Origin of the sequence: Vibrio anguillarum (genome assembly GCF_003390515.1) — a bacterium.
GTDB classification, from domain to species: Bacteria; Pseudomonadota; Gammaproteobacteria; order Enterobacterales; family Vibrionaceae; genus Vibrio; species Vibrio anguillarum.
The window spans coordinates 91,117-116,718 of sequence record NZ_CP031479.1; the positions used below are offsets into that span (position 1 = coordinate 91,117).

23 protein-coding genes and 1 riboswitch are annotated in these 25,602 nt (G+C 46.0%); of the genes, 6 read left to right on the top strand and 17 right to left on the bottom strand.

The genetic code is table 11. The annotated features are described in order from the left end of the window. Window positions 1–390: 390 nt before the first annotated feature. Window positions 391–846 (top strand): RNA recognition motif domain-containing protein, encoded by a 456-nt coding sequence (locus DD616_RS04550; RefSeq protein ID WP_017044858.1) that lies wholly within the window; start codon window positions 391–393, stop codon window positions 844–846. Here DD616_RS04550 and murI read toward each other — a convergent pair. The 3 genes from murI to DD616_RS04565 are packed head-to-tail and all read right to left on the bottom strand — an operon-like array spanning window position 809 to window position 4,207. Further along, window positions 809–1,612, bottom strand: coding sequence for a glutamate racemase (murI, locus tag DD616_RS04555; RefSeq protein WP_026028285.1), 804 nt, complete (start codon window positions 1,610–1,612; stop codon window positions 809–811). The two genes, DD616_RS04550 and murI, sit on opposite strands and share 38 nt — an antisense overlap. A 30-nt stretch (window positions 1,613–1,642) precedes the next feature. After that, the gene (locus tag DD616_RS04560) at window positions 1,643–2,332 is read right to left on the bottom strand and encodes a Dph6-related ATP pyrophosphatase (protein WP_049785465.1); all 690 of its coding nucleotides are present in this window, start codon (window positions 2,330–2,332) and stop codon (window positions 1,643–1,645) included. 45 nt (window positions 2,333–2,377) lie between these two features. Next, entirely contained in the window at window positions 2,378–4,207 is a 1,830-nt protein-coding gene (locus DD616_RS04565; RefSeq protein ID WP_013855458.1) for a TonB-dependent receptor domain-containing protein, read from the bottom strand. A 47-nt stretch (window positions 4,208–4,254) separates the two neighbouring features. Beyond that, window positions 4,255–4,450, bottom strand: a riboswitch (cobalamin riboswitch). A 160-nt stretch (window positions 4,451–4,610) separates the two neighbouring features. Here DD616_RS04565 and trmA point away from each other — a divergent pair. Beyond that, complete coding sequence (gene trmA, locus DD616_RS04570; protein ID WP_026028859.1) at window positions 4,611–5,720, top strand: tRNA (uridine(54)-C5)-methyltransferase TrmA; 1,110 nt, start codon at window positions 4,611–4,613, stop codon at window positions 5,718–5,720. 94 nt (window positions 5,721–5,814) lie between these two features. On the opposite strand, the gene DD616_RS04575 is transcribed toward trmA, so the two are convergent. Beyond that, entirely contained in the window at window positions 5,815–5,964 is a 150-nt protein-coding gene (locus tag DD616_RS04575) for a hypothetical protein (RefSeq protein ID WP_231140403.1), read from the bottom strand. A 453-nt stretch (window positions 5,965–6,417) separates the two neighbouring features. Here DD616_RS04575 and DD616_RS04580 point away from each other — a divergent pair, with 453 nt between their 5' ends. Further along, window positions 6,418–9,519 carry a beta-galactosidase gene (locus DD616_RS04580; protein WP_208872002.1) on the top strand — a complete coding sequence of 1,034 codons (3,102 nt, stop codon included), beginning with the start codon at window positions 6,418–6,420 and terminating at the stop codon, window positions 9,517–9,519. Window positions 9,520–9,678: 159 nt separating this feature from the next. Here the strand turns inward: DD616_RS04580 and DD616_RS04585 are convergent, their stop codons facing one another. Together DD616_RS04585 and fabR are read right to left on the bottom strand one after the other, a co-directional pair. Beyond that, a complete protein-coding gene (locus DD616_RS04585; RefSeq protein ID WP_017042075.1) occupies window positions 9,679–10,056 on the bottom strand; it encodes a YijD family membrane protein in 378 nt (125 codons plus the stop codon). Next, the gene (gene fabR, locus DD616_RS04590; protein WP_017048583.1) at window positions 10,056–10,697 is read right to left on the bottom strand and encodes an HTH-type transcriptional repressor FabR; all 642 of its coding nucleotides are present in this window, start codon (window positions 10,695–10,697) and stop codon (window positions 10,056–10,058) included. The genes DD616_RS04585 and fabR overlap by 1 nt, the downstream gene beginning before the upstream one ends. Before the next feature lie 286 nt (window positions 10,698–10,983). Between fabR and sthA the strand changes: the two genes are divergently transcribed. Beyond that, window positions 10,984–12,384 carry a Si-specific NAD(P)(+) transhydrogenase gene (gene sthA / locus DD616_RS04595; protein WP_017048582.1) on the top strand — a complete coding sequence of 467 codons (1,401 nt, stop codon included), beginning with the start codon at window positions 10,984–10,986 and terminating at the stop codon, window positions 12,382–12,384. A 103-nt stretch (window positions 12,385–12,487) separates the two neighbouring features. On the opposite strand, the gene dinF is transcribed toward sthA, so the two are convergent. The 3 genes from dinF to lexA form a co-directional block, all read right to left on the bottom strand. Then, window positions 12,488–13,831: an MATE family efflux transporter DinF gene (gene dinF / locus DD616_RS04600; RefSeq protein WP_208872003.1), complete on the bottom strand. Its 1,344-nt coding sequence runs from the start codon at window positions 13,829–13,831 to the stop codon at window positions 12,488–12,490. 62 nt (window positions 13,832–13,893) lie between these two features. Next, window positions 13,894–14,712 (bottom strand): class I SAM-dependent methyltransferase, encoded by an 819-nt coding sequence (locus tag DD616_RS04605; RefSeq protein WP_208872004.1) that lies wholly within the window; start codon window positions 14,710–14,712, stop codon window positions 13,894–13,896. 94 nt (window positions 14,713–14,806) lie between these two features. Further along, window positions 14,807–15,430 (bottom strand): transcriptional repressor LexA, encoded by a 624-nt coding sequence (lexA, locus tag DD616_RS04610; RefSeq protein WP_026028591.1) that lies wholly within the window; start codon window positions 15,428–15,430, stop codon window positions 14,807–14,809. Between the two features lie 319 nt (window positions 15,431–15,749). On the opposite strand from lexA, the gene plsB reads away from it, so the two are divergent. After that, entirely contained in the window at window positions 15,750–18,173 is a 2,424-nt protein-coding gene (gene plsB / locus DD616_RS04615) for a glycerol-3-phosphate 1-O-acyltransferase PlsB (RefSeq protein WP_013855485.1), read from the top strand. Window positions 18,174–18,254: 81 nt separating this feature from the next. Here plsB and ubiA read toward each other — a convergent pair whose 3' ends face one another. Further along, window positions 18,255–19,109, bottom strand: a complete 855-nt coding sequence (gene ubiA, locus DD616_RS04620) for a 4-hydroxybenzoate octaprenyltransferase (protein ID WP_088720706.1) — start codon at window positions 19,107–19,109, stop codon at window positions 18,255–18,257. After that, a complete protein-coding gene (locus DD616_RS04625) occupies window positions 19,106–19,660 on the bottom strand; it encodes a chorismate lyase (RefSeq protein WP_013855487.1) in 555 nt (184 codons plus the stop codon). Before DD616_RS04625 ends, ubiA begins: the two co-directional genes overlap by 4 nt. Window positions 19,661–19,896: 236 nt before the next feature. Here DD616_RS04625 and DD616_RS04630 point away from each other — a divergent pair, with 236 nt between their 5' ends. After that, window positions 19,897–20,304 (top strand): flagellar basal body-associated protein FliL, encoded by a 408-nt coding sequence (locus DD616_RS04630; protein ID WP_013855488.1) that lies wholly within the window; start codon window positions 19,897–19,899, stop codon window positions 20,302–20,304. Window positions 20,305–20,335: 31 nt separating this feature from the next. Here DD616_RS04630 and glpG read toward each other — a convergent pair whose 3' ends face one another. The 6 genes from glpG to ftsY form a co-directional block, all read right to left on the bottom strand. Then, complete coding sequence (glpG, locus tag DD616_RS04635; protein ID WP_208872005.1) at window positions 20,336–21,181, bottom strand: rhomboid family intramembrane serine protease GlpG; 846 nt, start codon at window positions 21,179–21,181, stop codon at window positions 20,336–20,338. An 8-nt stretch (window positions 21,182–21,189) separates the two neighbouring features. Next, complete coding sequence (glpE, locus tag DD616_RS04640) at window positions 21,190–21,510, bottom strand: thiosulfate sulfurtransferase GlpE (protein ID WP_208872006.1); 321 nt, start codon at window positions 21,508–21,510, stop codon at window positions 21,190–21,192. 395 nt (window positions 21,511–21,905) lie between these two features. After that, entirely contained in the window at window positions 21,906–22,763 is an 858-nt protein-coding gene (gene rpoH / locus DD616_RS04645) for an RNA polymerase sigma factor RpoH (RefSeq protein ID WP_013855491.1), read from the bottom strand. Between the two features lie 175 nt (window positions 22,764–22,938). Next, window positions 22,939–23,907, bottom strand: coding sequence for a permease-like cell division protein FtsX (gene ftsX / locus DD616_RS04650; RefSeq protein WP_013855492.1), 969 nt, complete (start codon window positions 23,905–23,907; stop codon window positions 22,939–22,941). Beyond that, window positions 23,897–24,571, bottom strand: coding sequence for a cell division ATP-binding protein FtsE (gene ftsE / locus DD616_RS04655; protein ID WP_010316903.1), 675 nt, complete (start codon window positions 24,569–24,571; stop codon window positions 23,897–23,899). The genes ftsX and ftsE overlap by 11 nt, the downstream gene beginning before the upstream one ends. 62 nt (window positions 24,572–24,633) lie before the next feature. Further along, the coding region (gene ftsY / locus DD616_RS04660; RefSeq protein WP_208872007.1) for a signal recognition particle-docking protein FtsY at window positions 24,634–25,602 on the bottom strand (969 nt) is incomplete at its 5' end.

The following is a 25,602-nucleotide window of genomic DNA, read 5'->3' on the forward strand; positions in this document are numbered from 1 at the left end:
TTATATTGTTAAAGAGCGTTCCTGTCGAACAAGACCGTTAAGTCCGTGTTGCTAGGGGTGCGAATAATACGCTTTAGCTTTTAAGAGTCAAGAGTTATTTTTAACTATCTTTCTCTTTCAACTAGTAACTCGTTTGTGAGGCTTGCCTCACTCCGTGTCAGTGAGGCGGCATTATAGGGAGGTTTTACAATGTGACAAGTTCTTTTTTAAAATCACCTTTCATTCGCTTAAAAAGCCACCAATGTCGCGTTTTATTGAATAAAACTTCAACATTTGAAGGTTATCACAGCAATTGGTTGGAAAAACACCAAGCATAAACGTAAGATTGATGTGTCTATTTTGTTAATCCTAGACATCCTTCTTCTTTTACTTGATATGTAGTATTCCAATATGAACTCTAATAAATCGATTTTACTGGTTGCATCTCTTGCAATAATAGGCGCAATCCTTTTTTCTCTGGTCGCGCTTTCTCCCGCAATTACTTTTGTTCTTGGTGTTGTCTCTTCCGCTCTTGTTTTTAAATTTTTTGGCAGCAAAACGCTAACCGATGATGAGGAGTCAAAACTCTCAACGAAAACACTGTATGTCGGTAACTTGCCATACAAAGCGAATGAAGCTCATGTTCGTGAACTTTTTGCCAAATATGGAGAGGTCTTTGCCGTACGTTTGATGAAAGATAAGCGAACGGGCAAAAGGCGTGGATTTGGCTTTGTTGTGATGGCTTCTGCAAATGTAGATGGTGCTATTTCAGCTTTGAATGAGAAAGACTATATGCAGCGTACATTAAAAGTACGTGTGGCGAATGATCCTAAACATCCTGATGACGATATGTTTGAACAGGAGTAAAACCTAAGTGAGCTAATCGGCTATTGAGCGCGCTTTCTTCCCAAGGAGGTGCGCTTGATAATATCTTGTGTTGTTTGATTTTGTATTGTGGCTCGCTTTTCACGCCCAATAGCTCTTGCACACGACGAGCAATAGCTTCTCCAGAATCAACTAGTACGACACTCTTCCCTAATACGGCTTGGATCTCTTCTTTTATTAATGGGAAGTGTGTACAGCCAAGGACCGCCACATCAATACGGTTCACCAAAGGGCTAAGAATCTCTTTTAATTCTGCAAGATCGACAGCTTTGCCCCTCAATTTTTCTTCTGCCATATCAACTAAGCGTGTTGACCCTAGCAATTCAACATTCTTGTCAGATGAGAAATCTCGAATCAAATCGTGAGTGTATTGACGAGTGATAGTCGCTGGGGTAGCAATGAGTCCCACGGCTTTATTTGCCAGTGACGAGGCCGGTTTAATCGCAGGGACAACCCCCACAACTGGTACAGCAAGACAAGAACGCAGCTTGGGTAAGACGATGGTGCTTGCGGTATTACAAGCAATAACGACCAAATCAATGCGCTCTTTCACAACGACATCGCTTACCAACCTAACCACACGCTTAATTAACACCTCTTGGTTGAGCTCTCCATAAGGATAAGCTTCATTGTCAAACAGGTAGATGTAGTTTAATTGTGGTAGTTTGGCTTGGACCTCTTGATAAACCGATAACCCACCAACACCAGAGTCAAAGATAAGCACATTAAGCTGAGACGGTTGCGACACTCTGAGCACCTTATAATGAAAACGTTCCGATCATACTCGCTCTTTATCAATTGGCAATGCTCTTGCTCGGTATCTTTGGTGACAAAAACGTTCCCCCAGTTGGAGATGCGTCAACTCTAACTCCAGTGTTCCACCCAAAAAACAGGGCGCGTCGGTGACCAGTGTATGAAACTCGCCATTTTCGCCACACGGGTCAACCTTTGCTGGTAAAGAATCAATAAACGCTCGTCCATAAGGTTGTCCACAATAGTCTGGCGTGAGGCTGTGACCATCTGTCGTCATCACCATGGTTTGGATGCCGCGATTTATGATCTCTCGCGCAAGAGCGCTACTATCTTCGCCTAACAAGGGCAACACACACTCCCAGCCAGCCGGTTCAATATAGCTTTTGCGATACTGCGCAATACCGTTACAGAACATATCGCCAAAAGCAACGGCGTCTATCTCTAATCCACTTTGTTTTAATGCGCTGATGATGGTCGATTGATAAAGCTCGTTACTTGGAAATACGGCAGGCAGCTCTATTTTGACAACGGGTAATTTTAAAAGTCGTGCTTGTAGCTCAATTACATACAAAGGGGTGGCTTGAAAGGGCACTTCATCTTCAACATAAGTGGTAAAAATGCCCACCACACAATAACGGCTATCTTCCAGTAATCGCTCTAAAGTGAGGGTTGAATCTTTTCCACTAGACCAACTGACAATAACGTTCTTTTTCATCATCACACTCGCAAAGTAAAAACCGCCCACTGGCGGTTTCAAAAATTAGAATTGATAAGCAACGTTGAGGTAATAAGCTCGCTCTGGCGCTTTGTAACCAATCGCCGTTTCATACTGCTCGTTAAATACGTTATCGATTCGACTGCGAACAATCAGATCATCATTCATCCAGTAGCCAACCGACATATCCCATAAGTTGGTTGCGGAAATGTAGTCGTCACTCATGGGCGATGCTGTTGGAAGATCAAGCCGTTTGCCTGTGTAAGTATAGGTAGCGTTAAACTCAAACTTACCGAGATTCATTGAGCTGATCCATTTATAATTTTGCTTTGCACGACGTGCCAGTTGGACATCGTTATCATCTTTGTGATCTTTAAACTCAGCCACAACCGTATGGTTAACAGGCCCAGTATCAAAGTTCACATCAAACTCTAAGCCTTTAATCCGAGCATCAGTGTTGTCTGAATACCAGTCATCTGAAGAAGAGGCTGGTTTATACCAAATGATGAGGTTATCCACTTTGTTGTCATAAGCAGACAGATTCCATCTTGCAAACGAATAGACACCCGAGATGCCGAGCTCTACATTTTTTGACTCTTCCGGTTGTAAGTCTGGAGTAGTGCTTAAATCTGAATACGTTGGTGCCTTAAAAGCAGTACCGTAAGTAGCGCGCACAAAATGAGCTTCGTTAAGTTGATACCCAGCCGCCACAGACCAAGTTGTATAATTGTCATACTGATCGTATTCGTCATAGCGAATATTGGATTCCAACACCCAGCGATTGACATATAACCGACCAGAAGCGAACGCACCTTTGGTATCTCGGCTTTCACCCGCTAATTTATGAGCACTGCCACGATTTTTCGCGTCATCGGCAAGGCGTTCACGGCGAGCATCAATACCTGCACCGATTTCCGATGTTGATGTCAGTTGGTAGAGATTGGCCCACTGCAGCTGCGTAAGACTGATATTGGCCTTAGTGCTGGCATTTGCCCGACCTTCCGCCAGTGAATAATCTAAGTTCTCAGTTTGCTGGTAGTTCAAACTGACCAAGCTTTTTAACTGTTCATTGTGATAATTCAGTTGGCCAGTAACGCTTTCATTTTGTGAGTAACCCTGTTTAACCGAACCATAAGAGTCATATTGAGCATCACTGTCAAACCAGCTTGCAGAAACATAGCCAAGCCAATGCTTACTTAATTGATGCTCATAACCAGCTATCAGGTTTTGGCTATCAAAACCATATTGGGTACCGTTTCCCGTCTTTTTAATATCATAGCCATCGGTTTGTTCAAAACCTGCCGCTACTTGGATATGCCCTTGTTCGTTCACATCCGCTTTAGCCACTATATCGGCTTTTTTAGACGCAAGGCTGCCAATGCCCAGCGCTAGTTGTTTAGCATCATCGCCTCGGTGAGAGCGAGTGATAATATTGATCACACCGCCAATCGCATCAGAACCATAAACTGACGCACTCGGACCACGAATAACCTCTAGGCGTTCCACTAAACCAATCGGAAAACGGTTAATCGCCACACCACCTGCAGATGAATTGATACGAATACCATCCACCAATACCAACACATGATCACTGTTAGTTCCGCGCATAAAAATAGACGCATTGTGTCCTCGCCCACCATTTTGGGCGATTTCCACGCCGGGGACTCGGCGTAATACTTCGGTTAATGAGTTGGCTTGATACTGTTCGATCTCTTCACGTGACACAACGGTTACTGAAGAAAGAACTGAGGATTCGATTTGCTCGAAACGGTTAGCCGTCACCACGAGCGACTCTTCAGTGTTTTGAGCATAAGAAGAAAATGAGGCATACGGAAGCAGCGATGCTACAGCCGCCGCTAAAAGGGATTTATTCATATTGTGATCCTAATTCGCGTAAGTCCTACCAAATCAACCAAAAGGTGGTATAGATTTGGCTGCTGGCAGGTATTCGGACTTGAGAGCTCTTGACCTACTAACCCGACTTCCCACAGCATTTTCCTGCAGTGTCATATTGGGTGTTCGTTCTCTCTTACCGCTGCGCGTCAGTTCTGGATTCACACCAGATTCCCTTTTCGGCCATCTATACCGCTAGATAGCACCAGCTGAGGGCGATACTATGGCTCTATTGATAATTTGTCTAGTACTGATTGGTGTCAGCTATTTTTGTTAGCTCGCAATTAATGACTAATTCAGGACAAAACTGGACAAGCGCGAGGGATTGAATAAAATCTGCGCTCTTTATTATTTGAATGCACCATACCCAAGCAAAGGTAATACCATGGCGACTCTTGATGTAAACCCACAACACTACCAGCAACAGTTGGCGGAAAAGACCGAGCGTCTGACCCAAATGTTCGCACAATACAACATGCCTCAGTTGGAAGTGTTTGAATCACCAGAGCAGCATTACCGTATGCGTGCAGAATTTCGAGTTTGGCACGAAGGTGATGAGCTTTACTACATCATGTTCAACCAAGAAACACGTGAAAAATACCGCGTTGACCAGTTTCCTGCGGCCAGTCGTTTAATTAATGATTTGATGCCACTTTTGGTCGATGCACTTAAAGGCAGCGACTCACTGCGCCGTAAACTTTTCCAAGTGGATTTTCTCTCCACTCTTAGTGGTGAAGTATTGGTTTCTCTGCTTTATCATCGCCAACTCGATGAAGAATGGATAACCCAAGCAAAAGCATTAAAACAGCGTCTCAATGATGAGGGATTCAACCTCAATTTGATTGGCCGTGCACGTAAAATGAAAGTCGTGCTCGATCGAGATTTTGTGATTGAGAAGCTGAACGTACATGGTCAAAGTTACATTTATCAACAAGTGGAAAACAGCTTTACTCAGCCAAACGGTACTGTCGCACAAAAAATGTTGGAATGGGCCGTTGACTGTACGCAAGAGAGCCAAGGCGATTTATTGGAGCTCTACTGTGGGAATGGTAACTTTTCACTGGCATTGGCGAAAAATTTCGAGCGAGTGCTCGCAACCGAATTAGCCAAACCTTCTGTTGATTCCGCGCAATACAACATTGCGGCGAATAAAATAGACAATGTGCAAATCATCCGCATGTCTGCCGAAGAGTTTACTCAAGCGATGGAAGGTCAACGTGAGTTTCGTCGTTTACAACAAGCGGGAGTTGATCTCAAAAGCTATCGTTGCAACACCATTTTTGTTGACCCACCGCGCTCGGGTATGGATATCGATACCTGCAAAATGGTGCAAGGCTACGAGCGGATTGTGTATATCTCCTGCAACCCAGAAACCTTAAAAGAGAATTTAGACACTCTATGTGAAACACACAAAGTGACTCGTTTCGCTCTATTCGACCAATTCCCCTACACCCACCACATGGAAGCAGGTGTGATGCTGGAGAAGATTAAATAAGACTTTCAATCAATATTTAAATTTCGATTTAATCGGCTTTCACGCATTTATACTGACAACATTACCTATCATGCTGCTCGCTCTGACTAACGGTTTAATCAGGGCGAGCTATGGCACAGGGCGATGCAGAGCCCATACGATAACCGTTGAGATCACCGCTTACCTTCTGTCCCCAATGCAGAATCTCTGCATACTCACCCAATTCTACAATCAGTAGAACCTGCTCACCTGTTAATTCAATCAATGGTTATCTGTCATTTTGTCTGACTTTGAAGCAGGAAATTACATCGCATCACAATGAATAGAACAAAATAATCGGTGAGCCAAACTAAATGCATGGGAACGTTTACAGATTGATTTTGATATAAACGTCAGATCCAAAGCCAATCTCATCAAGGAAAGTTCATCACTCGCCGTTAAAATTGCTTAAAAACACATTCAAGAGAGGATGATCACACGAAAGAAGAATAAATCCGTTATTACTATGAAAATGTAAACTCCACAATGGAAACGTTTCCACATTTTATTTACACTGAGTAGCAAGCTAGGACTCAAAAAATAAAACGATTAGCTACTCTATGTATGGCACTGTTTTTGGCCGCGTTAGCGTCGATTACCAGAGCAAAAAAGTCATCCATTACGGTATTCACTACCGTAGCGCAACACGGTTAGAAACAAAAAATCAAGTAGGAAAACCATGAAGGCATTTTCAGATATTCTCCAACGACGTGACTGGGAAACCCCACAATCAGTGAATATTCACTGCTTAAAAGCACACAGCCCACTTTCCAGTTACCGAGATATTGACCATGCCCGTGACGGCGTTTACGCCCAGCGTCAATCGCTGAATGGCCAATGGAAATTCAAAGTGTTCGACTCGCCCGAACAAGTCGAAGGCGAGTTTATTCAAACCAAATTCAATGATACGAACTGGGATGAAATAACGGTTCCTTCCAACTGGCAGCTACAAGGCTACGACAAACCAATTTACACCAACGTAAAATACCCATTTGAAGTAAACCCTCCATTCGTGCCCGCCGAAAACCCGACAGGTTGTTACCGCACTACGATTTCCCGCTCAGAAGCCGATCTTGCCAATACCCAGCGCATCATCTTCGATGGTGTGAACTCAGCATTCCACCTATGGTGCAACGGTACTTGGGTAGGATACAGCCAAGATAGCCGTTTGCCTTCTGAATTCGACTTATCACCCTACCTAGTGGCTGGCGAGAATACACTTGCCGTGATGGTGATGCGTTGGTGTGATGGCTGCTACCTAGAAGACCAAGACATGTGGTGGCTAAGTGGTATTTTCCGCGACGTAGCTCTGCTTTCTAAACCGCAATACTGCATTGAAGATGTATTCGTCACGCCAGATTTGGATGCGTGTTATCGCGATGGTTCACTATCAATCGTGACGCATATTTCAGCGCCAGATTGTTACCAAGTGCAAGTGCAGCTCTTTGATGGTGAATGCGCAGTGACTGAGCCGCGAATTGATCGACCGCACAACCGCCGTATTGACGAGCGAGGCACATACGATGACGTGGTATTTCAAACATTGCATGTGCGTGAGCCAAACAAATGGAGCGCAGAAACCCCCAATCTATACCGCCTAGTCATTTCCCTATTAGATGAAAACGGCATGCATCTAGAGAGTGAAGCCTATCATGTGGGCTTTCGCAAAGTGGAAATCACTGATGGTCAGTTGAAACTCAACGGCAGGCCTTTGCTGATCCGTGGCGTTAACCGTCATGAGCATCATCCAGAGCTTGGGCATGTGATGACAGAAGAAGACATGATCCGCGACATCTGTTTGATGAAGCAATACAATTTCAACGCGGTACGTACAGCGCACTACCCAAATCACCCTCGTTGGTACGAACTGTGTGACCAATACGGCTTGTACGTGTGCGATGAAGCGAACATCGAAACCCATGGCATGCAGCCGATGAATCGCCTTTCGAGCAATCCACAATGGGCGCACGCATACATGAGCCGCTACACCCAAATGGTGATGCGCGATAAAAACCATCCTTCTATCATCATCTGGTCTTTGGGTAACGAGTCTGGCCACGGCAGTAACCACAATGCGATGTACGCTTGGTCGAAAAACTACGATCCGTCGCGCCCTGTTCAATATGAAGGTGGCGGTGCCAATACCGCTGCAACCGACATCATTGCGCCTATGTACGCCCGTGTGAATACAACGATTGCAGATGAAGCAGTGCCAAAATGGCCAATCAAAAAATGGATTTCTCTACCCAACGAAACTCGCCCACTGATCTTATGTGAATACGCTCACGCAATGGGTAACAGTTTGGGGAGTTTTAATGAATATTGGGATGCATTCCGCGAGTTTCCTCGCCTTCAAGGCGGCTTTATCTGGGATTGGGTAGACCAAGGCTTGAGCCAATGGGACGAGAACGGCCAACACTTCTGGGCTTACGGTGGCGATTTTGGCGATAAAATCAATGACCGCCAGTTCTGCATCAACGGGTTGATCTTCCCAGATCGCACTGTGCATCCAACATTGGAAGAAGCCAAATACTGCCAGCGTATGATTCGCGTGTCGCTGCAAGAACAAGCGAAAGGATTCTGTCATCTATTAGTAACTAACGAAAACCTATTTCGTGCAACGGACAACGAGCAATTGAACTGGTCACTTTTGGAAGATGGCAAATTGATTCAATCTGGCTCAGTGGTGCTGAACATCAAAGCCGATAGCCAAGCAACCGTAGATATTGCTTTTGAATTTACACCTAAAGCAGAAGCGCGATACCACTTGAATACTGACATCACCTTAGTGGCTGAAACACTTTGGGCACCCGCGGGACATGTGAGCGCTTCTGAGCAATTTGCGCTACGCAATACCTCAGGTCTCGCCATGCCTAAATTGGAAACGCAACCAGCCCCAGCGATAAGCCAGCAAAAAGGCATGATCGTAGTCACCAGCCTAGATGAGAAGCATCAATGGTGCTGGGATAGTCAAACAGGTTTGATGATTGATTGGCAAGTCGATGGCAAAGCGCAAATGCTGGCGGCACCGCAAGATAACTTCTTCCGTGCGCCACTGGATAACGATATTGGTGTGAGTGAAGTGGATAACGTAGATCCAAACGCTTGGGTATGCCGTTGGGATATGGCTGGTATTGGCCAATGGAAACGCGAATGTGTCAGTTGCCATAGCGACATGTTGGCGCATGCCGTGCAAGTAACATCAACTTTCGCTTACCAATTCAACGGTGCCGTGCAAGCCATCACCACTTGGACGCATACGCTGAAAAACAGTGGCGAAATGCAGCTGACCGTTGATGTGACACTTGCCGATGATCTACCACCCATGCCACGTATCGGCTTGGAGTTGCAATTGCCATTGCATGAGCAGAGTACACCAATCACTTGGCAAGGTTTAGGTCCGTTTGAGAACTACCCAGACCGCCTATCTGCAGCACGTTTTGGCTTGCACACGCAAACGCTAGAAGAGATGCATACTCCGTACATTTTCCCAACCGACAGTGGCTTGCGTTGTGGAACTCAATGGCTGCAAGTGAACGAACTGGCGATATCTGGCGATTTCCAATTTAGTGTCAGTCAATATGCTCAACAGACGCTGGCAAAAGCAAAACACACCTGTGATTTAATGGCAGAAAAAACCATTTATGTGCGCCTAGACCATCAGCACATGGGCGTGGGTGGTGATGATTCTTGGAGCCCTAGTGTGCACAAAGAATTCCAGCTAACTGGCAATAATTACGTTTACCGAATATCGTTCAAAGCAATTTCGCATCGTATTTAAAAACGCACCGATAACGGCTATCGCCACTTACAACGATTACGTGACAGCGGGATGCATGACGCTACGACAAGAAAACGGCGTCCACATCCCTGTGATATGTCTTTGATAGGCTTGGATGACGGTCACATCGCACGCTATATCTACCTAGTCATTGATGACTTAGTCGGCGTGATGGCGACCAAGAAAACCCAATTTTCTTCCAACCCAGAGTAGCAACAACAGCAATACGAGAATGGCGAAAAAGTTAGAACCAGAATCTGGATATTGTGCTTTGATAAATGCCGAATGACCAAAAGCACCGACAAAGAAACAGGCAAGCGCTACCAATGGAAGATCTTCCGCCACCGGATGGCGCAAATATTCTTGATACAACGCCTGCACAGAAAGCACTAATGCAATCAGTGGGAAAATGGAGAACGGAACTTGGCTAATGGTTACCCAAGACAACAAGGCATCGCCGCACATACCTGCGATGAGCGCTAGCACAAGTGTTTTTCTTTCCGAACCACGATGGGTTGTGTTGTTTTCATTCGACATTACTCTATCCCCCCTTTGAGCCGATTACGTTCACGTTCTTTGCGATACCAAAATGCCCCTTTGGCTAGCATTCGCAACTGCATGATCAAACGTTCAGCAAGCTCATCTCGCTCACGTCGATCTAAATCTAAAGCTTCAGCGCCGGAGCTGAACACCAAAATAACGGAAGCTTCGGCCTGAGTTAATGCCTCGTCACGACCCATGCCTGTCGTCATCAAATACTCGGTGAGCTCTGCGGAAAAGTGCTGTATTTCTCGCACTACCGCGGCACGAAACTCGCAAGAAGTACCTGAGCGTTCTCGCAGTAATAAGCGAAACACATTGGGACTACTTTCAATAAATTCCATGAAGGTTTCAACCGACGTGCGAATCACACTGCCCTCTTTGACAATGCGCTGCCGTGCTTGGCGCATCAATTGACGCAGCAGTAAACCGCCTTCATCAACCATGGTTAAACCCAACTCATCCATATCTTTAAAATGTCGATAGAATGAGGTGGGCGCAATCCCCGCCTCGCGGGCCACTTCTCGTAAACTTAAGTTAGAAAAACTCCGATCGGCACTTAATTGGCTAAATGCTGCATCAATCAATGAACGACGTGTTTTTTCTTTTTGTAATGCGCGAATTCCCATCGATTTCATATTAAGTCGCTTCTCTTTTACTATCTGAGCCATACTATAACGTGATTGAGCACGTTGTCTAAGCCACAACATCGCCTCTTTGGACAAAGTAACCAATTAAACAGTCACCTAACCTAATTTCAATCACTCGCCACAGTAAGATGGGCAAAGCAATAGCATAAAGTGGCATTTTCACCTCTCGAGCGTGATCCTCTCCACTCTCTGATGGCAACATCGTTTACCGCACTGATGGATCAGTTAAAATCTCGCTACAGCAATGTTAAACAAATACAACAAGGAATAGAGTATGGCGAACCAAAACCACTTCGATGTCATCGTAATTGGTAGCGGCCCGGGCGGAGAAGGCGCCGCAATGGGTTTGACTAAAGCGGGGTTTAATGTCGCCATTATCGAAAAAGAGAGTAGTGTTGGCGGAGGTTGTACCCATTGGGGCACCATTCCCTCCAAGGCGTTACGCCATGCGGTCAGCCGCATCATCGAATTCAACAGTAACCCTCTATTTTGTAAAAACAACACCAGTATTCATCTCACTTTCTCTGATATTTTAGGCCATGCTAAATCTGTGATTGATAAACAGACGCGCTTGCGCCAAGGCTTTTACGATCGCAATCAGTGTACGCTGATTTTTGGTAACGCTAAGTTTACCCACAAAAACACCGTGGCGGTTACGCACGCTGACGGCAGCATCGAAAAATACAGCGCCGACAAATTTGTGATTGCGACTGGCTCACGCCCTTATCAACCTGATGATGTTGATTTTACTCATGAACGAGTTTATGACAGCGATTCGATTCTCTCGCTTAAACACGATCCTCGCCACATCATCATTTATGGCGCAGGCGTCATTGGTTGCGAATACGCTTCGATTTTCCGCGGCTTAGGCGTCAAAACCGACCTCATCAATACCCGTGACCGCTTGCTGTCGTTTCTGGATAACGAAACGTCTGATGCACTCTCGTACCATTTTTGGAACAGCGGCATTGTGATTCGTAATGATGAAACCCATGAAAAGATTGAAGGCACTGACGATGGTGTGATCGTTCACTTGCAATCGGGCAAAAAAATGAAAGCCGACTGTATCTTGTACGCCAATGGACGCACGGGCAACACTGACAAATTGAACCTCAAAGCGGTGGGCCTGAATGCCGACTCACGTGGTCAACTGGCTGTCAATCGTAACTATCAAACCTCGGTGGAGCACATCTACGCGGTCGGTGATGTAATTGGCTACCCAAGCCTTGCGAGCGCAGCCTATGATCAAGGTCGATTTGTCGCTCAAGCGATTGCTCATGGTCAAGCGCAAGGGCACTTAATTGATGACATTCCAACTGGGATTTACACCATTCCTGAAATCAGTTCAGTGGGCAAAACAGAGCAAGAACTCACCGCGGCCAAAATTCCGTATGAAGTTGGCCGCTCTTCGTTTAAACACCTCGCACGAGCACAAATTTCTGGCAAAGATATCGGCAGCTTGAAAATTTTGTTTCACCGAGAGACAAAAGAAATTTTAGGTATTCATGTGTTTGGAGAACGCGCGGCTGAAATAATCCATATCGGACAGGCAATTATGGAGCAAAAAGGCGAAGCCAATACCCTCGAATATTTCGTCAATACCACCTTCAATTATCCAACCATGGCCGAAGCCTACCGCGTGGCGGCGTTAAATGGCCTGAATCGATTGTTCTAATCATCGACCTAATTCTGCCTGCTAATGGAATGAAAGCCGCTAACGAGTGCGGCTTTCTTTTTGGTAACCTAGTAAGTGAAGTGCTTAGGGATAGATTCGGTGATCAAGTGAGAAAAACACCGCGTCGCCATTGTGAGATAAAGACCACACCTAAACTGATGCCGCGCATCGCCATAAAGCTGATCATCGCCATCCACAGGGCGTGATTACCCAAAGACTGAGCCAGATAGAAAACGCTGAAAAAACTGCACATCGCGACAAACATGCTGTTGCGCATCTCTTTACCTTTGGTCGCGCCGATAAAAATACCATCCAATAAAAAACACCACATCGCGGTTAACGGCATCGCCACCAGCCACGGTAGATAACGGTTAGCCGCTTGCTGAACTGCGTTAATGTCAGTGATCAGCGTGATCAGCGCCGATCCCCACACCGCAAACATCACCGTTAACGCTAAACAGATTAGCGCACTCCAGAAAAAACTGCCGATCAGAGCACTTTTGAGCTGCGCCTCACTTTTTGCACCAATCGCTTTGCCAACCATGGCCTCCATCGCATAAGCGAAACCATCCATGCCATAGGAGATCATCATCAAAAAACTCATTAAGACAGCGTTAGCCGCCACAGTTTGATCGCCAAAGGCCGCCCCTTGAAAGGTCATAAAGCTGAACGCCGCCTGCAAACAGAGTGAACGCAGGAAAATATCGCGATTCAATTTCACAAAGCGGCTAAGACCTTGTGTCACTAAAACACCTAGCTGCAGTGGCGAAGGGAGTTGATGCCGCAACCAATAGCGCCAAACACACAGTAAGCCAAAGCTCATGCCCGCATAATCGGCGATAACCGATGCCAGCGCAGCACCTTCCACTTTCCAGCCGAAACCCAACACAAACAGAATATCCAACGCGATGTTGGTTAAGTTAGTGATGATTACCATCCACATTGGCGCTTTGGCATTTTGCGTGGCTAACAGCCAGCCGAGCAGTACAAAGTTGGCCAATGCGGCGGGCGCACTCCACGCTCGAATCACAAAATACTGCAACCCATATTGCTTTACTTGCTCACTGGCACTGCTGGCTGAAAAAATCGCATCGCCAATCCATCGATGCAGAATCAAAAACAACAACGCAAATGCCAGTGCCATCAAGAGCCCTTGCAACAAGACTAACGCCAGTTTTTGTGGCGACTGTTCACCGTATGCTTGCGCTGCAAGGCCTGTGGTCGACATTCTTAAAAAGCCGAGTAACCAGAAAGTGACACTGACTACCGTACCGCCAAGCGCCACTCCACCTAAATACCAAGCGTGTTCCAGATGACCGATCACCGCCGCATCAACTAAACCTAACAGCGGTACAGTAATATTGGACAGCACCATAGGTATCGCCAGTAGCAACACTTGCCGATGTACGGAACGATTCGATAACGTTTGTAAAATAGATTGCAACACGTTGACCTCTCATGGGTGAGAGCAAAGTGTAGCGGAGTGATAGGAGGACGGCTAGCGGTTACTCACCAACGGACATAAACTAAAACGGGTGTTAAGCGCAGCTTGTAAACCATCACCTTACTTAACCAACGTTGCCATAATTTCCAGCGGCCACAATGTTGATCGAGCGGTGAAAACGTTTTTGCCGACGAAGCCCAAGGCAAGACATTGAGTACCGCTTCGGTTGGATTAGCAAAACCATGTCCGTAATGGCCTGAGCCCATTTTCTGACCTAAAGCGGAAGCAGTTTTGTCTCCAGCCAGCATTAAACAAGCCGCCGCATTAGAAAAATGCAAACCCAATGCGCGGATAAAATAGGTGAGTTGCTGCGCCGTACAATCTAATAACGCATGCTCACAAACGATTAAAACGGCTGAGGATTCCGCAATAGGCAATCCATCCAACCACTGAAGATCATCGACACTGCCACACACATGTTGATAACGCTCACTGCGATGAAACAATTTCTGCCGCCACAGCAGGTTTTCGGTGATATCGAGTTCTATCCAATGGCAACGCCCGTTGTCTACCCGATAAAAACGGGTATCTAACCCTGCACCGACATTAATGATCCATCCATCAGGGTTACGCTCAATAAACGCGCGCACTTGTTGATCGCACAATTGCGTTAAGGTGGCATGCAGTAATTGTTTTTGATCGATATTACCGCTTAAACATTCGGGGGCTAAGTGACAGCTCTGGCAGGCCTTTGCAGCGATCGGATCATACACTAACCCGTTATCAACCAAACTTTCGCGGCTACGAAACCACAACGGTTGAACTAAATTGGTTGGAATATGATGACGTGGGGTTAGTGAATGTTTATTGGTAGGCATTACCATCTTCCTTATGTCGCAACTCGATGTAACAACAAAGAAGATGATAATGAATATCAGTTAGAATAACAAGTTATTGAGAATAGATCTCAATAATAAATTACATCCAATCGGTATTGCGAATAATGCCGACGGCCACACCTTCAATGGTGAGCTGCTGAGATTTAAGATCCACTTCAATTGGAGAGAACGCTTCATTCTCTGCGTGCAATAACACGGTAGAGCCTTTGCGTTCTAGACGTTTTACCGTCACATCATCTTCAACACGCGCCACCACCACTTGCCCATTACGCACATCTTGTGTTTTGTGCACTGCGAGTAAATCACCGTCCATAATGCCAATATCTTTCATACTTTCGCCTTGCACACGCAGTAAGAAATCCGCTTGAGGGCGAAACATATTGGGATCCACTTGGTAATGCGCTTCGACATGCTCTTGCGCCAAAATAGGCTCTCCCGCCGCGACTCGACCAATTAAAGGCAGGCCAAGATCTTCTGGCTCATTGGCAGCTTCAAGTAAGATACGCAACCCACGAGAGGCACCCGGAATAATTTCAATCGCTTGTTTACGAGCCAGTGCTTTTAAATGCTCTTCTGCGGCATTGGCGGAACGAAAACCCAGCTCGCGTGCGATTTCAGCGCGAGTCGGTGGCATTCCGGTTTCGTCGATCTTACTGCGGATAAGATCAAATACTTGTTGCTGGCGGGGCGTTAACGGCTTCATATCTCACCTGTCTGTTTATACAGTTAACTGTGAGTATATCCAGTAATCGAATAAATGGAAGAGCGGACGCTTATTTTTTGGCTATTTACAAAAAATGCCGCAATCGACCGATAAATACCTCACCGATTCACTCACCGCGCTCGCAAGTGATGCTGTTTTACTAAACAATAATGATTAAAAGGTTTGACCAGTTTCTGGTATCCTTGCGGCTCAAAAATAGCTAGCCGCTTCGGCGCATATCGATTTCTCTGAGTATCAACTCACAGGGAAATGGACATGCGCTTAAGCATATTGAAATATTCTTGAGGCGACGACCTTTATGTCTTCTGGACACTCATTATCTCGTTCACTACTAAAATTACCTTTGTCTGCATTGGTCAAAGGCACGGCGATCCCTTCTAATCCAATAGAAGACCACGGCATTGATATTCACAAGCCGATTGTTTACGCCTTACCTTTTCGCTCAAGTGTGGATTTGCTCACCTTGCAAACTCACGCCAAAGAACTGGGTTTACCTGACCCGCTGCAACCGCTTGAGCTAAACGGCAAAAGTTTTGCCCGTTATGTTTTCATCTCGGCGCGCCCAACCTTGATGCGCAATGATCAGCACGTTCCTAGTGACTCTATCGCTCTTTTTTCTGAACTGCTTGAGCTACATAAGTTTGATACGGAATTGGACGTTCAAATGATCCCAGCGACGGTGCTTTGGGGACGTAAACCAGGTAAAGAGGGGCAAGAGAAACCCTATCTCCAAGCCTTAAATGGCCCACAAAAAGCACTCGCGGTAATTTTTGCTGGACGCGATTGCATGGTGCGCTTTAGCCCCGTCGTTTCACTGCGCTATATGGCTGATTCACACGGCACCGACGAATCTATCGCGCATAAATTGGCACGAGTGGCTCGTATTCATTTCTCTCGCCAAAAGCTGGCAGCTTCTGGGCCAAATTTGCCCAATCGCCAAGCGCTGTTTAACCGCCTAATTAAATCACAAGCGATTGAAAAAGCGATTGAAGATCAAGCGAAAGCCAACAATATCTCCCTCGAAAAAGCGCGCAAAGAAGCGCATGACATCATGGATGAGATTGCCGCTGATTTCTCTTACTCCTTAATCAAGAAAGGAGAGCGCATACTGGGCTGGTTATGGAACCGCATTTACCAAGGGCTTAATATAAATAATGCCGCCACCGTGCGTCGCCTTGCGCAAGATGGACACGAGATTGTCTATGTCCCTTGCCACCGCAGCCATATGGATTATCTCTTACTTTCTTATGTGCTGTATCGCGAAGGTATGGTGCCACCGCATATTGCTGCCGGAATCAACTTGAATTTTTTCCCAGCAGGTCCGATTTTCCGCCGTGGCGGCGCATTCTTCATTCGTCGCAGCTTTAAAGGCAATAAGCTCTATTCGACCATTTTCCGCGAATATCTGGCCGAGCTATTTGCCAAAGGCTATTCAGTTGAATATTTCAGCGAAGGTGGCCGTTCACGCACTGGCCGTTTACTGCCAGCGAAAACAGGCATGCTGGCGATGACCATCCAAGCCATGTTGCGCGGCCTTAACCGCCCGGTGACCCTCGTGCCGGTTTATATCGGTTATGAACACGTGATGGAAGTAAGCACTTACGCCAAAGAGCTACGCGGCAAAAGCAAAGAAAAAGAAAATGCGGGTTTAGTGCTGCGCACGATTCGCAAGCTGCGTAATTTTGGCCAAGGCTATGTCAATTTCGGCGAACCGATCCCACTGAACCAATACCTTAACGAGCAAGTGCCAGAATGGACGCAAGACATTGACCCAATGGGCAGCACCAAGCCGCAGTGGATCAACCCTATTGTTAACCAACTGGCCACCAAGATGATGACGCACATTAACGATGCGGCGGCGGCCAATGCCTTAACTTTGTGTGCCACCGCGTTACTTGCTTCACGCCAAAGCGCACTGGCTCGTGACAATTTGGTTAAGCAAATCGACTGCTATTTATCGCTACTAAATAACGTGCGCTACTCAGCAACCTGCACTGTGCCTAAAGCCAGTGCGGAAGAACTGGTTAACCACGCACAGTCGCTCGACAAGTTTGTAATTGAATCCGATACCATGGGTGAGATTATTTCTCTTGACCGCAATCAGTCGATTTTGATGACCTACTATCGCAATAACATCATTCATCTGTTTGCCATTCCCTCACTGATTGCGCAGATGTTGATCCGCCAGCAAACGCTATCACTAGAGCAGATAACCGCCAATGTGGCACTGATTTATCCCTTCTTAAAGCAGGAGCTGTTTTTAAGCTTTGCGCAAGATGAACTCGCAGATGTAGTCAACGCTTACGTTAACGAACTGCAACGTCAACAATTAGTAACGCTAGAAGAGGGTGTCGTGGCTATTAATCAAGCCAAAACACAAGTGTTGATGCTGCTCGGTCGTACCATTTCAGAAACCCTACAACGCTACGCGATTGCTCTCAATCTATTGGTTGCCAACCCTGAAGTGGGCAAATCTGATTTAGAGCAAAAAAGCCAAGAAATTGCACAACGTCTTGGCCGTTTGCATGGCATCAATGCCCCTGAGTTTTTTGATAAAGGGGTATTCTCCGCCATGTTTGTCACGCTCAAAGAGCAGGGCTATTTGGATGTTGATGGCAATTGCCATTTAGAACCAACCGTTCAGCTAGCACGCCTACTTTACTCGATGCTCTATCCTGAAATTCGCTTAACCATTCAAGAAAGTCTCTGCCAAGCGAACTAATCGGTCGTAAGAAACAGTAAAGGCATCCCAATGGATGCCTTTACTTTATTCGTGAAGTACTTACAAAAACTAGTGAACTACTTACCAAAACGCAAAAAGCAGGCCCAACGTTAACACCATGCCAACGTGATTGTTATTGAGAAAAGCGTGGAAGCATAAATCACGATCACGATGACGAATTAAACGCTGCTGATAAACAAACAGAGCCGCTGCAGCCAATACTGACCAATAAAAACTCGCCCCTAACTGATAATAGCCACCAAGTGCGATCATCAACGCCAGTACCAATAACTGTAAAATGCCGATGATGATTTTATCAAAACGACCAAATAAAATAGCGGTCGATTTGACTCCGATATTGATATCGTCATCACGATCAACCATCGCATACTGCGTATCATACGCCACAGTCCACAACGCATTGATCAAAAATAGCCCCCACATCACCGCTGGCAATTCGTTGGCTTGCGCCGCCCATGCCATCGGAATAGACCAACTAAAGGCCAGCCCTAATACCAACTGCGGAAGGTGTGTATAACGTTTCATGAACGGATAAACAAACGCTAATGCGATACCAACAAAGGAGAGCTGAACCGTGAGTGGATTCATGGTCAAAACCAGCAGGAAAGAAGTGATACCTAGCGTTAAAAACAGTGCAATCGCCTCTTTGGTTGTCACACTCCCGGCAGGCAAAGGCCGCTGTTTGGTTCGTTTAACATGTCCATCGACTCTGCGATCGGCAAAATCGTTGATCACGCAACCCGCTGAGCGCATCAACAACACCCCCAACACGAATACCAATAATACTTTAGGATCGGGGAAACCTTGCGCGGCTAAAATCAATGCCCATAAGGTTGGCCACAACAATAGCAAAGAACCAATTGGCCGGTCCATGCGCATCAGTTGCCAATAAGCACGCGCCTTAACCAAAGTCATGACACTCTCTCCTTAGAGTAAATCGGTGAAAAGGGTAAAAACAGCTCCGCAACTAACATCGGTTTATTATTCATCCATAATCGTGAACGGCGTGCAAGCAACGGCCCCTCTTCCATCATTGCCCAGCCCACTTGTAGTGCGTCACGCTTAACGTGCTCAGCACGAAAAACCGTTAACCCAAGCGGGATATCACCTTGGCGCGCTAAGTCATATTGCTGACCCAGCATCGAAGATTGAGGAATTAAAGTACGGCCTAAAACCCATGGCTGTTGATCACCACGCAGCACAACCTGACGTAACAAACAGGCTTCATCAGATAACAGAGCCATCTCATCGCCCTGTAATTTTTCTGCCTCAACGAGCTTATTGTGCAGTAGTTCAACGCTCAGTTGCTGACACTGCGCCTCTAACACGCGAGATAATGATCCTTGCTCTAAAAGCCAAGACTGAGAAACCTGATCAGGAAAAGAAAAAACGTCAGGTTGTTGCCAAATTACTTCTCGCAAAGCAGACAGATAGAGCGAAATTGATTGATTCATACTAGTATTCAATTAGTGGCTTTATCAACATACAATAAAGGTCCATTTTTGGTTAACACAACCATAAAAAGCGCTCACTCACAGAATCCCTCGGTTGGAGGTTAAAAACCCGCTTGTAAAAACGGGAAGCGACAACTGCGGTATATTCCAAACAACGAGATAAGCATTTTGATTACAATCCGATGCTCTATTGTAACAAGACTCAAGCGATTCGAGTATCGTGAACCAACTAAAGAAAAGATAGAAATATGCTTAAACGTTATGTAGCCCAAATAATTATCGCCCTAAGCTTGTTTTGTGCGTTACCAAGTTATGCACAAGATGAAAAAGCGCCTAGGCTGGCGTACTTTACCTTAGAGCCGGATCTCACCACCAACTTTTTCACTAAAGGAAATAAGTTAGGTTACATCCAAGTTCGTATCGACGTGATGGTATCCAGCGACGCCGATTTACCCGCCGTTGAACGGCACCAACCACTGATTCGTGATGCCATCGTCGAGCTACTCGGTAAACAGACCGAAGAGACGATAAAATCACTCGCAGGTCGGGAAGATTTAAGAAAAACGTTGGTCACAGAGCTCAACGCGGTGTTACTGCCTGAAATAGGCCGAACCATTATTGCTGACCTACTGTTTACTAAATACATCTATCAATAGAGCAGCGATTGCCGCTCTATTGATGTTTTGCTTAACGAGTTCGATGACGGCTGGCGTCATTTAATCCAAAGGCGATTCCTGCAAATAGACCCGCTAAATGCGCGCTGTTGGCAATCGCCATAAAGGGTTGCACAAACCCGAGCACAAACCCGAGCACTAACCACACCAGCATAAAACCGATCACCGGTTTGGGCATTTGCAAGCCAAGATGAGGGGCTTTCCAACCAAGCATCCATAGATAACCGACCAACGCATAGACCACACCCGATAAACCACCAAAATTGGCTCCTTCAACCCAGTACTGAGCCGCACCGGACAACAGTGCTGACACTAAAAATAGCTGTCCAAGTTTGAATGAGCCAAGCCGTTTTTCAACATCGCCCCCCAACTGCCACCACCATAACAAGTTAAAGACGATGTGCAGCACAGAGAAATGAAGTAAAGCATGACTAAACCAGCGCCAAATCTGCCATTGCTGCCCAGCCAAAGCAGGAAAATGTAATGCGGAAAATACTTGATTGGCTAGCCCAAACTGCTGCAATGCAAAGATAATGGCGCATACCATCATCACGCCCAGTGTTAAAGGCCCAGCTTTGGCTTTGAGCATCGCCAACATGCTCGGTGAACGATATTGAAAGTGACTTTTACGGCTTTCAGCCACATCCCATGAAGCGGCTTGATACTTTCTGTCATTTGGATTGTGCAGAAAATGGTTGAGTTCCGCTTCGGCTTCAATCTGATGTTGCTCATCAAGTAACCATAACGCAAATTGACCACTCCCTTCCGGCATCATTTGAATCTCAATTTCACGAGAGGCCATGTAATCAATAAAGGCTTGCGCCATTCTTGGGTTATTGAGCGTGATCAGTCTTAACATAAGTCATCCTAATTGCTGGTTACGGGCAAGCCTGCACGATGCCAAGCTTCGAATCCACCATCCACACTATACACCTGTTCAAAACCTTGGTTAATCAGATACTGTGCAGCACCTTGGCTGCTAATACCGTGATAACACATCACTAAAATAGGTTGGTCAAATTCGCTTTTTTCCATAAATGAAACCATGCTGTCGTTGGTTAAGTGGAATGCGCCATTTGCATGTGCAACCGCAAAAGATTGCGCATCACGAATATCCACTAATTGCGCATCATATTGTTCCATTAAAGCTTGTGCTGCTTGAGCATTGATATGTTGAAACTGATCCATCGCTTCCTCTGATTGGTTTTATTTTTAGCGTTTGATTGTAACCTATCCCAAGGCAATCAAGTACACGGCCTTTATAAGGTTATCCACCACTGATCACTTTTTCGCCGTTTGTGGATAATCTTGTGGATTGCGTTGATAAAGTAGTAAATGAGAAATAGATCCACAACATGTAGTGATGATCCTTACTTTTCTGTGTGTAACACAATACATATCCCCAAATATAAAACGGTGTTCAAGCCTTGATTTAACCGACTTGATGACAGCTCACGAATAATTTTGTCACAGAGTTATCCACAATCAGCGCGCTGAAAATTTGATCACTTTAAGTGATCAAAAATAAAAAAACCGAGATCGTAAGATCTCGGTTTTTAATGCACTTCACAATGAGTCAGTGATTAGAACTCGCCGACAGCATCCTTTAGCTTCTTCATTGCATTTTTTTCTAGCTGACGAATACGCTCAGCTGAGACACCATACTCTTCCGCTAACTCTTGTAGCGTAGCTTTTTGATCATCCAACCAACGAGAGCGCACAATATGTTTACTGCGTTCATCTAGGCTAGCCAACGCCAAGCTTAAACGATTGTTGGTGTGATGCTCCCAATTCGCCGCTTCAATGTTATCCGCAAGATCCGAATGCTTATCTTCGAGATAAAGCACAGGTGCCGTGTAAGAAGAGCTCGAATCATCGTCTTCCGCCGACATTTCAAAGGTGGCATCTTGCGCGGCTAAGCGTGATTCCATTTCTCGCACTTCAGCTGGGTCAACGCCCAACTCACGGGCAACCGCTTCCACTTCACCGCTATTAAACCAGCCTAAACGCTTTTTCGATTTGCGTAGGTTGAAGAATAGCTTACGTTGCGCTTTCGTGGTCGCTATTTTTACAATGCGCCAGTTGCGTAACACGTATTCGTGAATTTCAGCTTTGATCCAGTGCACAGCAAAGGAAACCAGTCTCACCCCAACTTCTGGGTTGAAACGCTTCACCGCTTTCATTAAGCCAATATTGCCTTCCTGAACTAAATCCGCCATGGGCAGGCCATAACCAGAATAGCCACGAGCAACGTGAACAACGAATCGAAGGTGCGATAAGATCAACCCTTTCGCCGCTTCAATTTCACCTTTGTAATGTAATCGCTCTGCGAGTGACCGCTCTTCTTCCGCGCTCAGCATTGGGTAGCTGTTCACTGAACGAATGTAGCTGTCTAAGCTGTCTTGTGAAACGAGAGCCATTTGATACGTTTGGTTTGTCATTCAATTCCTCATCAATTTCTGATCTGGAGTAATGGATGTTTTTAACCCGACAATCTTGAACCTAAAATGAACAAGATTCAAGCAAGGGGAAACTATTATGCATAAACAAGTCGCCTATACAAGTGCTGTGGCTAAAGCTAGCCAACAGTTATTGCCTACATATGACAATATTCAACTAAACTGGTTCAATTTCTTTTAAATGACGCTGCGCAGATACTTTTGCCGCTACGCATCCTAAGAAAGTACCGAGCATCAACAGCAGTAAGGATTCATCCCAACTTAGGCCAATAAGACGAAAACGGCTGTCATACAGTAGGGCAAGATCTTCAACGGCACCGTTCAATAAAATAGTCACAAAAGCGGTTAACAGCCAAGCGGCGAATGCGCCCAATAAACCAAACCACATGCCAGCATAGAGATAAGGACGCAAAATGTAGCGATCGGTGGCACCGATCAATTTCATGGTTTGGATCTCTTCTTTATTGGCTTGTACGTTAAAGCGCAAGGTGTTGCCCACAATGAGAAATACAGCGCCCAACATCAATACCGATAAACTCGCGACAATGATCGCCGCTAAAGTTCGAATGGCGTTTAACCTAGCAAGCCAATCTTCATCCAAGCGTACATCCGTGACGTCTTGTTCTGCTTGTATTTTTTTCGCCAGCGCTTTGATTTGCTCTTGCTGCTCAACCTGCGGGGTAACAATAAGCACGCCAGGTAAAGCGTAATCATCCAATAAACTAATGGCTTGTTCAAACCCGGCGTATTGACTCAGGTCATCCAATCCTTGCTGCGGTGAGATGTACTCCACGCTGGCGACATCGGCCAAACTTTCTAGCTCATCTTTCAACACCATAATTCGTGCTTCAGGTGTACGCTCATGTAGATAGACACTGATCTGAGCAGGGCTGGTGACATTATTGGCTACAGACGCGATATTTTTGCTCAGCAGGTACATACAGGCTGGCATCGCAAGCGCCATCGAAATAACGGCGAGCGTTAAAATATTGCCGAGTGGGCGTGACCATAAACTTGAAAATGAGGCCTTGGCCTGCTTAAAGTGGATGGCTAAAAAACTATCGGTTTTGGCCCGTTTCGGTTCACGTGCTTTCGCGTTCCTTTTATTCGACGACTTAACGGCCATAGTCTTCTACCTCGCTTAAAAAACCTTGGTTAAGTTCTAAATGACGATATTGAGGACGCGTGTTGACTAAGCTGATGTCGTGCGTCGCAAGCAAAATAGAGACTCCGGCACGGTTAAACTCTTCAAACAGTTTAAGCACACGGTTAGAAAGCTCTGGGTCTAAGTTACCCGTAGGCTCATCGGCCAGCAGTAAGGTAGGTCGGTTCACGACCGCTCTTGCGATACCCACTCGTTGCTGCTCACCTCCAGAAAGTTGGCTCGGTAAACAGCGTGCTTTGTCTAGCAGATCAGTTTTATCCAGCGCGGCTGAGACGCGACGCTTAATTTCATTTTCTGAAATCGATTCAATGCGCATTGGCAATGCCACATTGTCGTAAACCGTTCTGTCCATCAGTAAGCGATGATCTTGAAACACGATGCCGATGTTGCGGCGTAAAAAGGGAATATCTTGATTGGGAATACGCGTAATATCGTGACCGTTAAAGCTGATGCGCCCATCGGTTGGACGCTCAATCGCACAGATTAACTTCAACAAGGTGCTTTTACCGGCTCCGGAGTGCCCACCCAAAAACGCCATTTCTCCTCGGCGTAGGTGAAAGTCGACCTTTTGCAGCGCCTGACGGCCTCCGCGATACGCTTTGCTGACTTGTTGAAACTTAATCACTCGCTATTCCTCTCACCAGTCTCCATTGGATGATGAGGTGCTCATTGAGCACCCACGCACACTTACTCTTCGCGGCTAAACAGAGCTTCAATAAATTGCTGCGTTTCAAACGGACGTAAATCGTCAATCCCTTCGCCAACCCCAATAAAGCGGATCGGAATTTCAAACTGATCGGCTAGCGCAAAAATAACGCCGCCTTTCGCCGTGCCATCCAGCTTGGTTAATGTGATCCCAGTCACCGGGGCCACTTCACTAAAGAGTTTGGCTTGGCTGATGGCGTTTTGCCCAGTAGCAGCATCTAACGTCAGCATCACTTCATGCGGCGCTGATTGATCAATTTTTTTCATGACGCGCACAATTTTACGCAACTCTTCCATGAGGTTGCTCTTGTTTTGCAAGCGACCAGCGGTATCGGCGATCACCACATCCACACCACGTGCTTTGGCGGCCTCAATCGCATCATAAATCACTGATGCGCTGTCTGCGCCAGTGTGCTGCGCAATTACTGGTACGTTGTTACGCTCGCCCCACACCTGCAACTGCTCAACAGCCGCCGCACGAAAAGTATCGCCCGCCGCTAAGATCACTTTTTTACCTTGAGCTTGAAACTGTTTGGCCAACTTACCTATCGTGGTCGTTTTGCCTACACCGTTGACGCCGACCATTAAAATAACGTAGGGCGTTTTTTGGCTATCGATCACTAACGGTTGCTCTACTTTAGCCAAAATGTCAGCCATTTCGTCTTTCAGTAAACCGTAGAGTGCCTCTCCATCTTTCAACGCGTGGCGAGAGGCTTTTTCTGTCAGATTGCTGATGATTTTGAGTGTGGTTTCCATCCCAACATCGGCAATCAGCAGTTGCTCTTCCAGCTCTTCAAACAGCTCATCATCAATTTTCTTGCCTTTAAACAGACCAAAGAAACCCGCACCAATATTGGCTTTGGTTCGGCTAAGGCTGCGTTTTAAGCGTGCGAAAAAACTCTCGCTGGGTTTTTCTTGCTCTTGAATTCGTGCTTCTGCTTCTGCTTCTGC

Excerpts from the sequence above, each read along its gene's own strand:
- trmA (WP_026028859.1), top strand. The coding sequence starts at position 4,611 with ATGGCGACTCTTGATGTAAACCCACAACACTACCAGCAACAGTTGGCG.
- DD616_RS04605 (WP_208872004.1), bottom strand. The coding sequence starts at position 14,712 with ATGGTAATGCCTACCAATAAACATTCACTAACCCCACGTCATCATATT.
- fabR (WP_017048583.1), bottom strand. The coding sequence starts at position 10,697 with ATGAAATCGATGGGAATTCGCGCATTACAAAAAGAAAAAACACGTCGT.
- lexA (WP_026028591.1), bottom strand. The coding sequence starts at position 15,430 with ATGAAGCCGTTAACGCCCCGCCAGCAACAAGTATTTGATCTTATCCGC.
- sthA (WP_017048582.1), top strand. The coding sequence starts at position 10,984 with ATGGCGAACCAAAACCACTTCGATGTCATCGTAATTGGTAGCGGCCCG.
- DD616_RS04630 (WP_013855488.1), top strand. The coding sequence starts at position 19,897 with ATGCTTAAACGTTATGTAGCCCAAATAATTATCGCCCTAAGCTTGTTT.
- glpE (WP_208872006.1), bottom strand. The coding sequence starts at position 21,510 with ATGGATCAGTTTCAACATATCAATGCTCAAGCAGCACAAGCTTTAATG.
- plsB (WP_013855485.1), top strand. The coding sequence starts at position 15,750 with ATGTCTTCTGGACACTCATTATCTCGTTCACTACTAAAATTACCTTTG.
- DD616_RS04585 (WP_017042075.1), bottom strand. The coding sequence starts at position 10,056 with ATGTCGAATGAAAACAACACAACCCATCGTGGTTCGGAAAGAAAAACA.
- DD616_RS04550 (WP_017044858.1), top strand. The coding sequence starts at position 391 with ATGAACTCTAATAAATCGATTTTACTGGTTGCATCTCTTGCAATAATA.
- ftsX (WP_013855492.1), bottom strand. The coding sequence starts at position 23,907 with ATGGCCGTTAAGTCGTCGAATAAAAGGAACGCGAAAGCACGTGAACCG.
- ubiA (WP_088720706.1), bottom strand. The coding sequence starts at position 19,109 with ATGACTTTGGTTAAGGCGCGTGCTTATTGGCAACTGATGCGCATGGAC.
- rpoH (WP_013855491.1), bottom strand. The coding sequence starts at position 22,763 with ATGACAAACCAAACGTATCAAATGGCTCTCGTTTCACAAGACAGCTTA.
- glpG (WP_208872005.1), bottom strand. The coding sequence starts at position 21,181 with ATGTTAAGACTGATCACGCTCAATAACCCAAGAATGGCGCAAGCCTTT.
- DD616_RS04560 (WP_049785465.1), bottom strand. The coding sequence starts at position 2,332 with ATGAAAAAGAACGTTATTGTCAGTTGGTCTAGTGGAAAAGATTCAACC.
- DD616_RS04565 (WP_013855458.1), bottom strand. The coding sequence starts at position 4,207 with ATGAATAAATCCCTTTTAGCGGCGGCTGTAGCATCGCTGCTTCCGTAT.
- DD616_RS04580 (WP_208872002.1), top strand. The coding sequence starts at position 6,418 with ATGAAGGCATTTTCAGATATTCTCCAACGACGTGACTGGGAAACCCCA.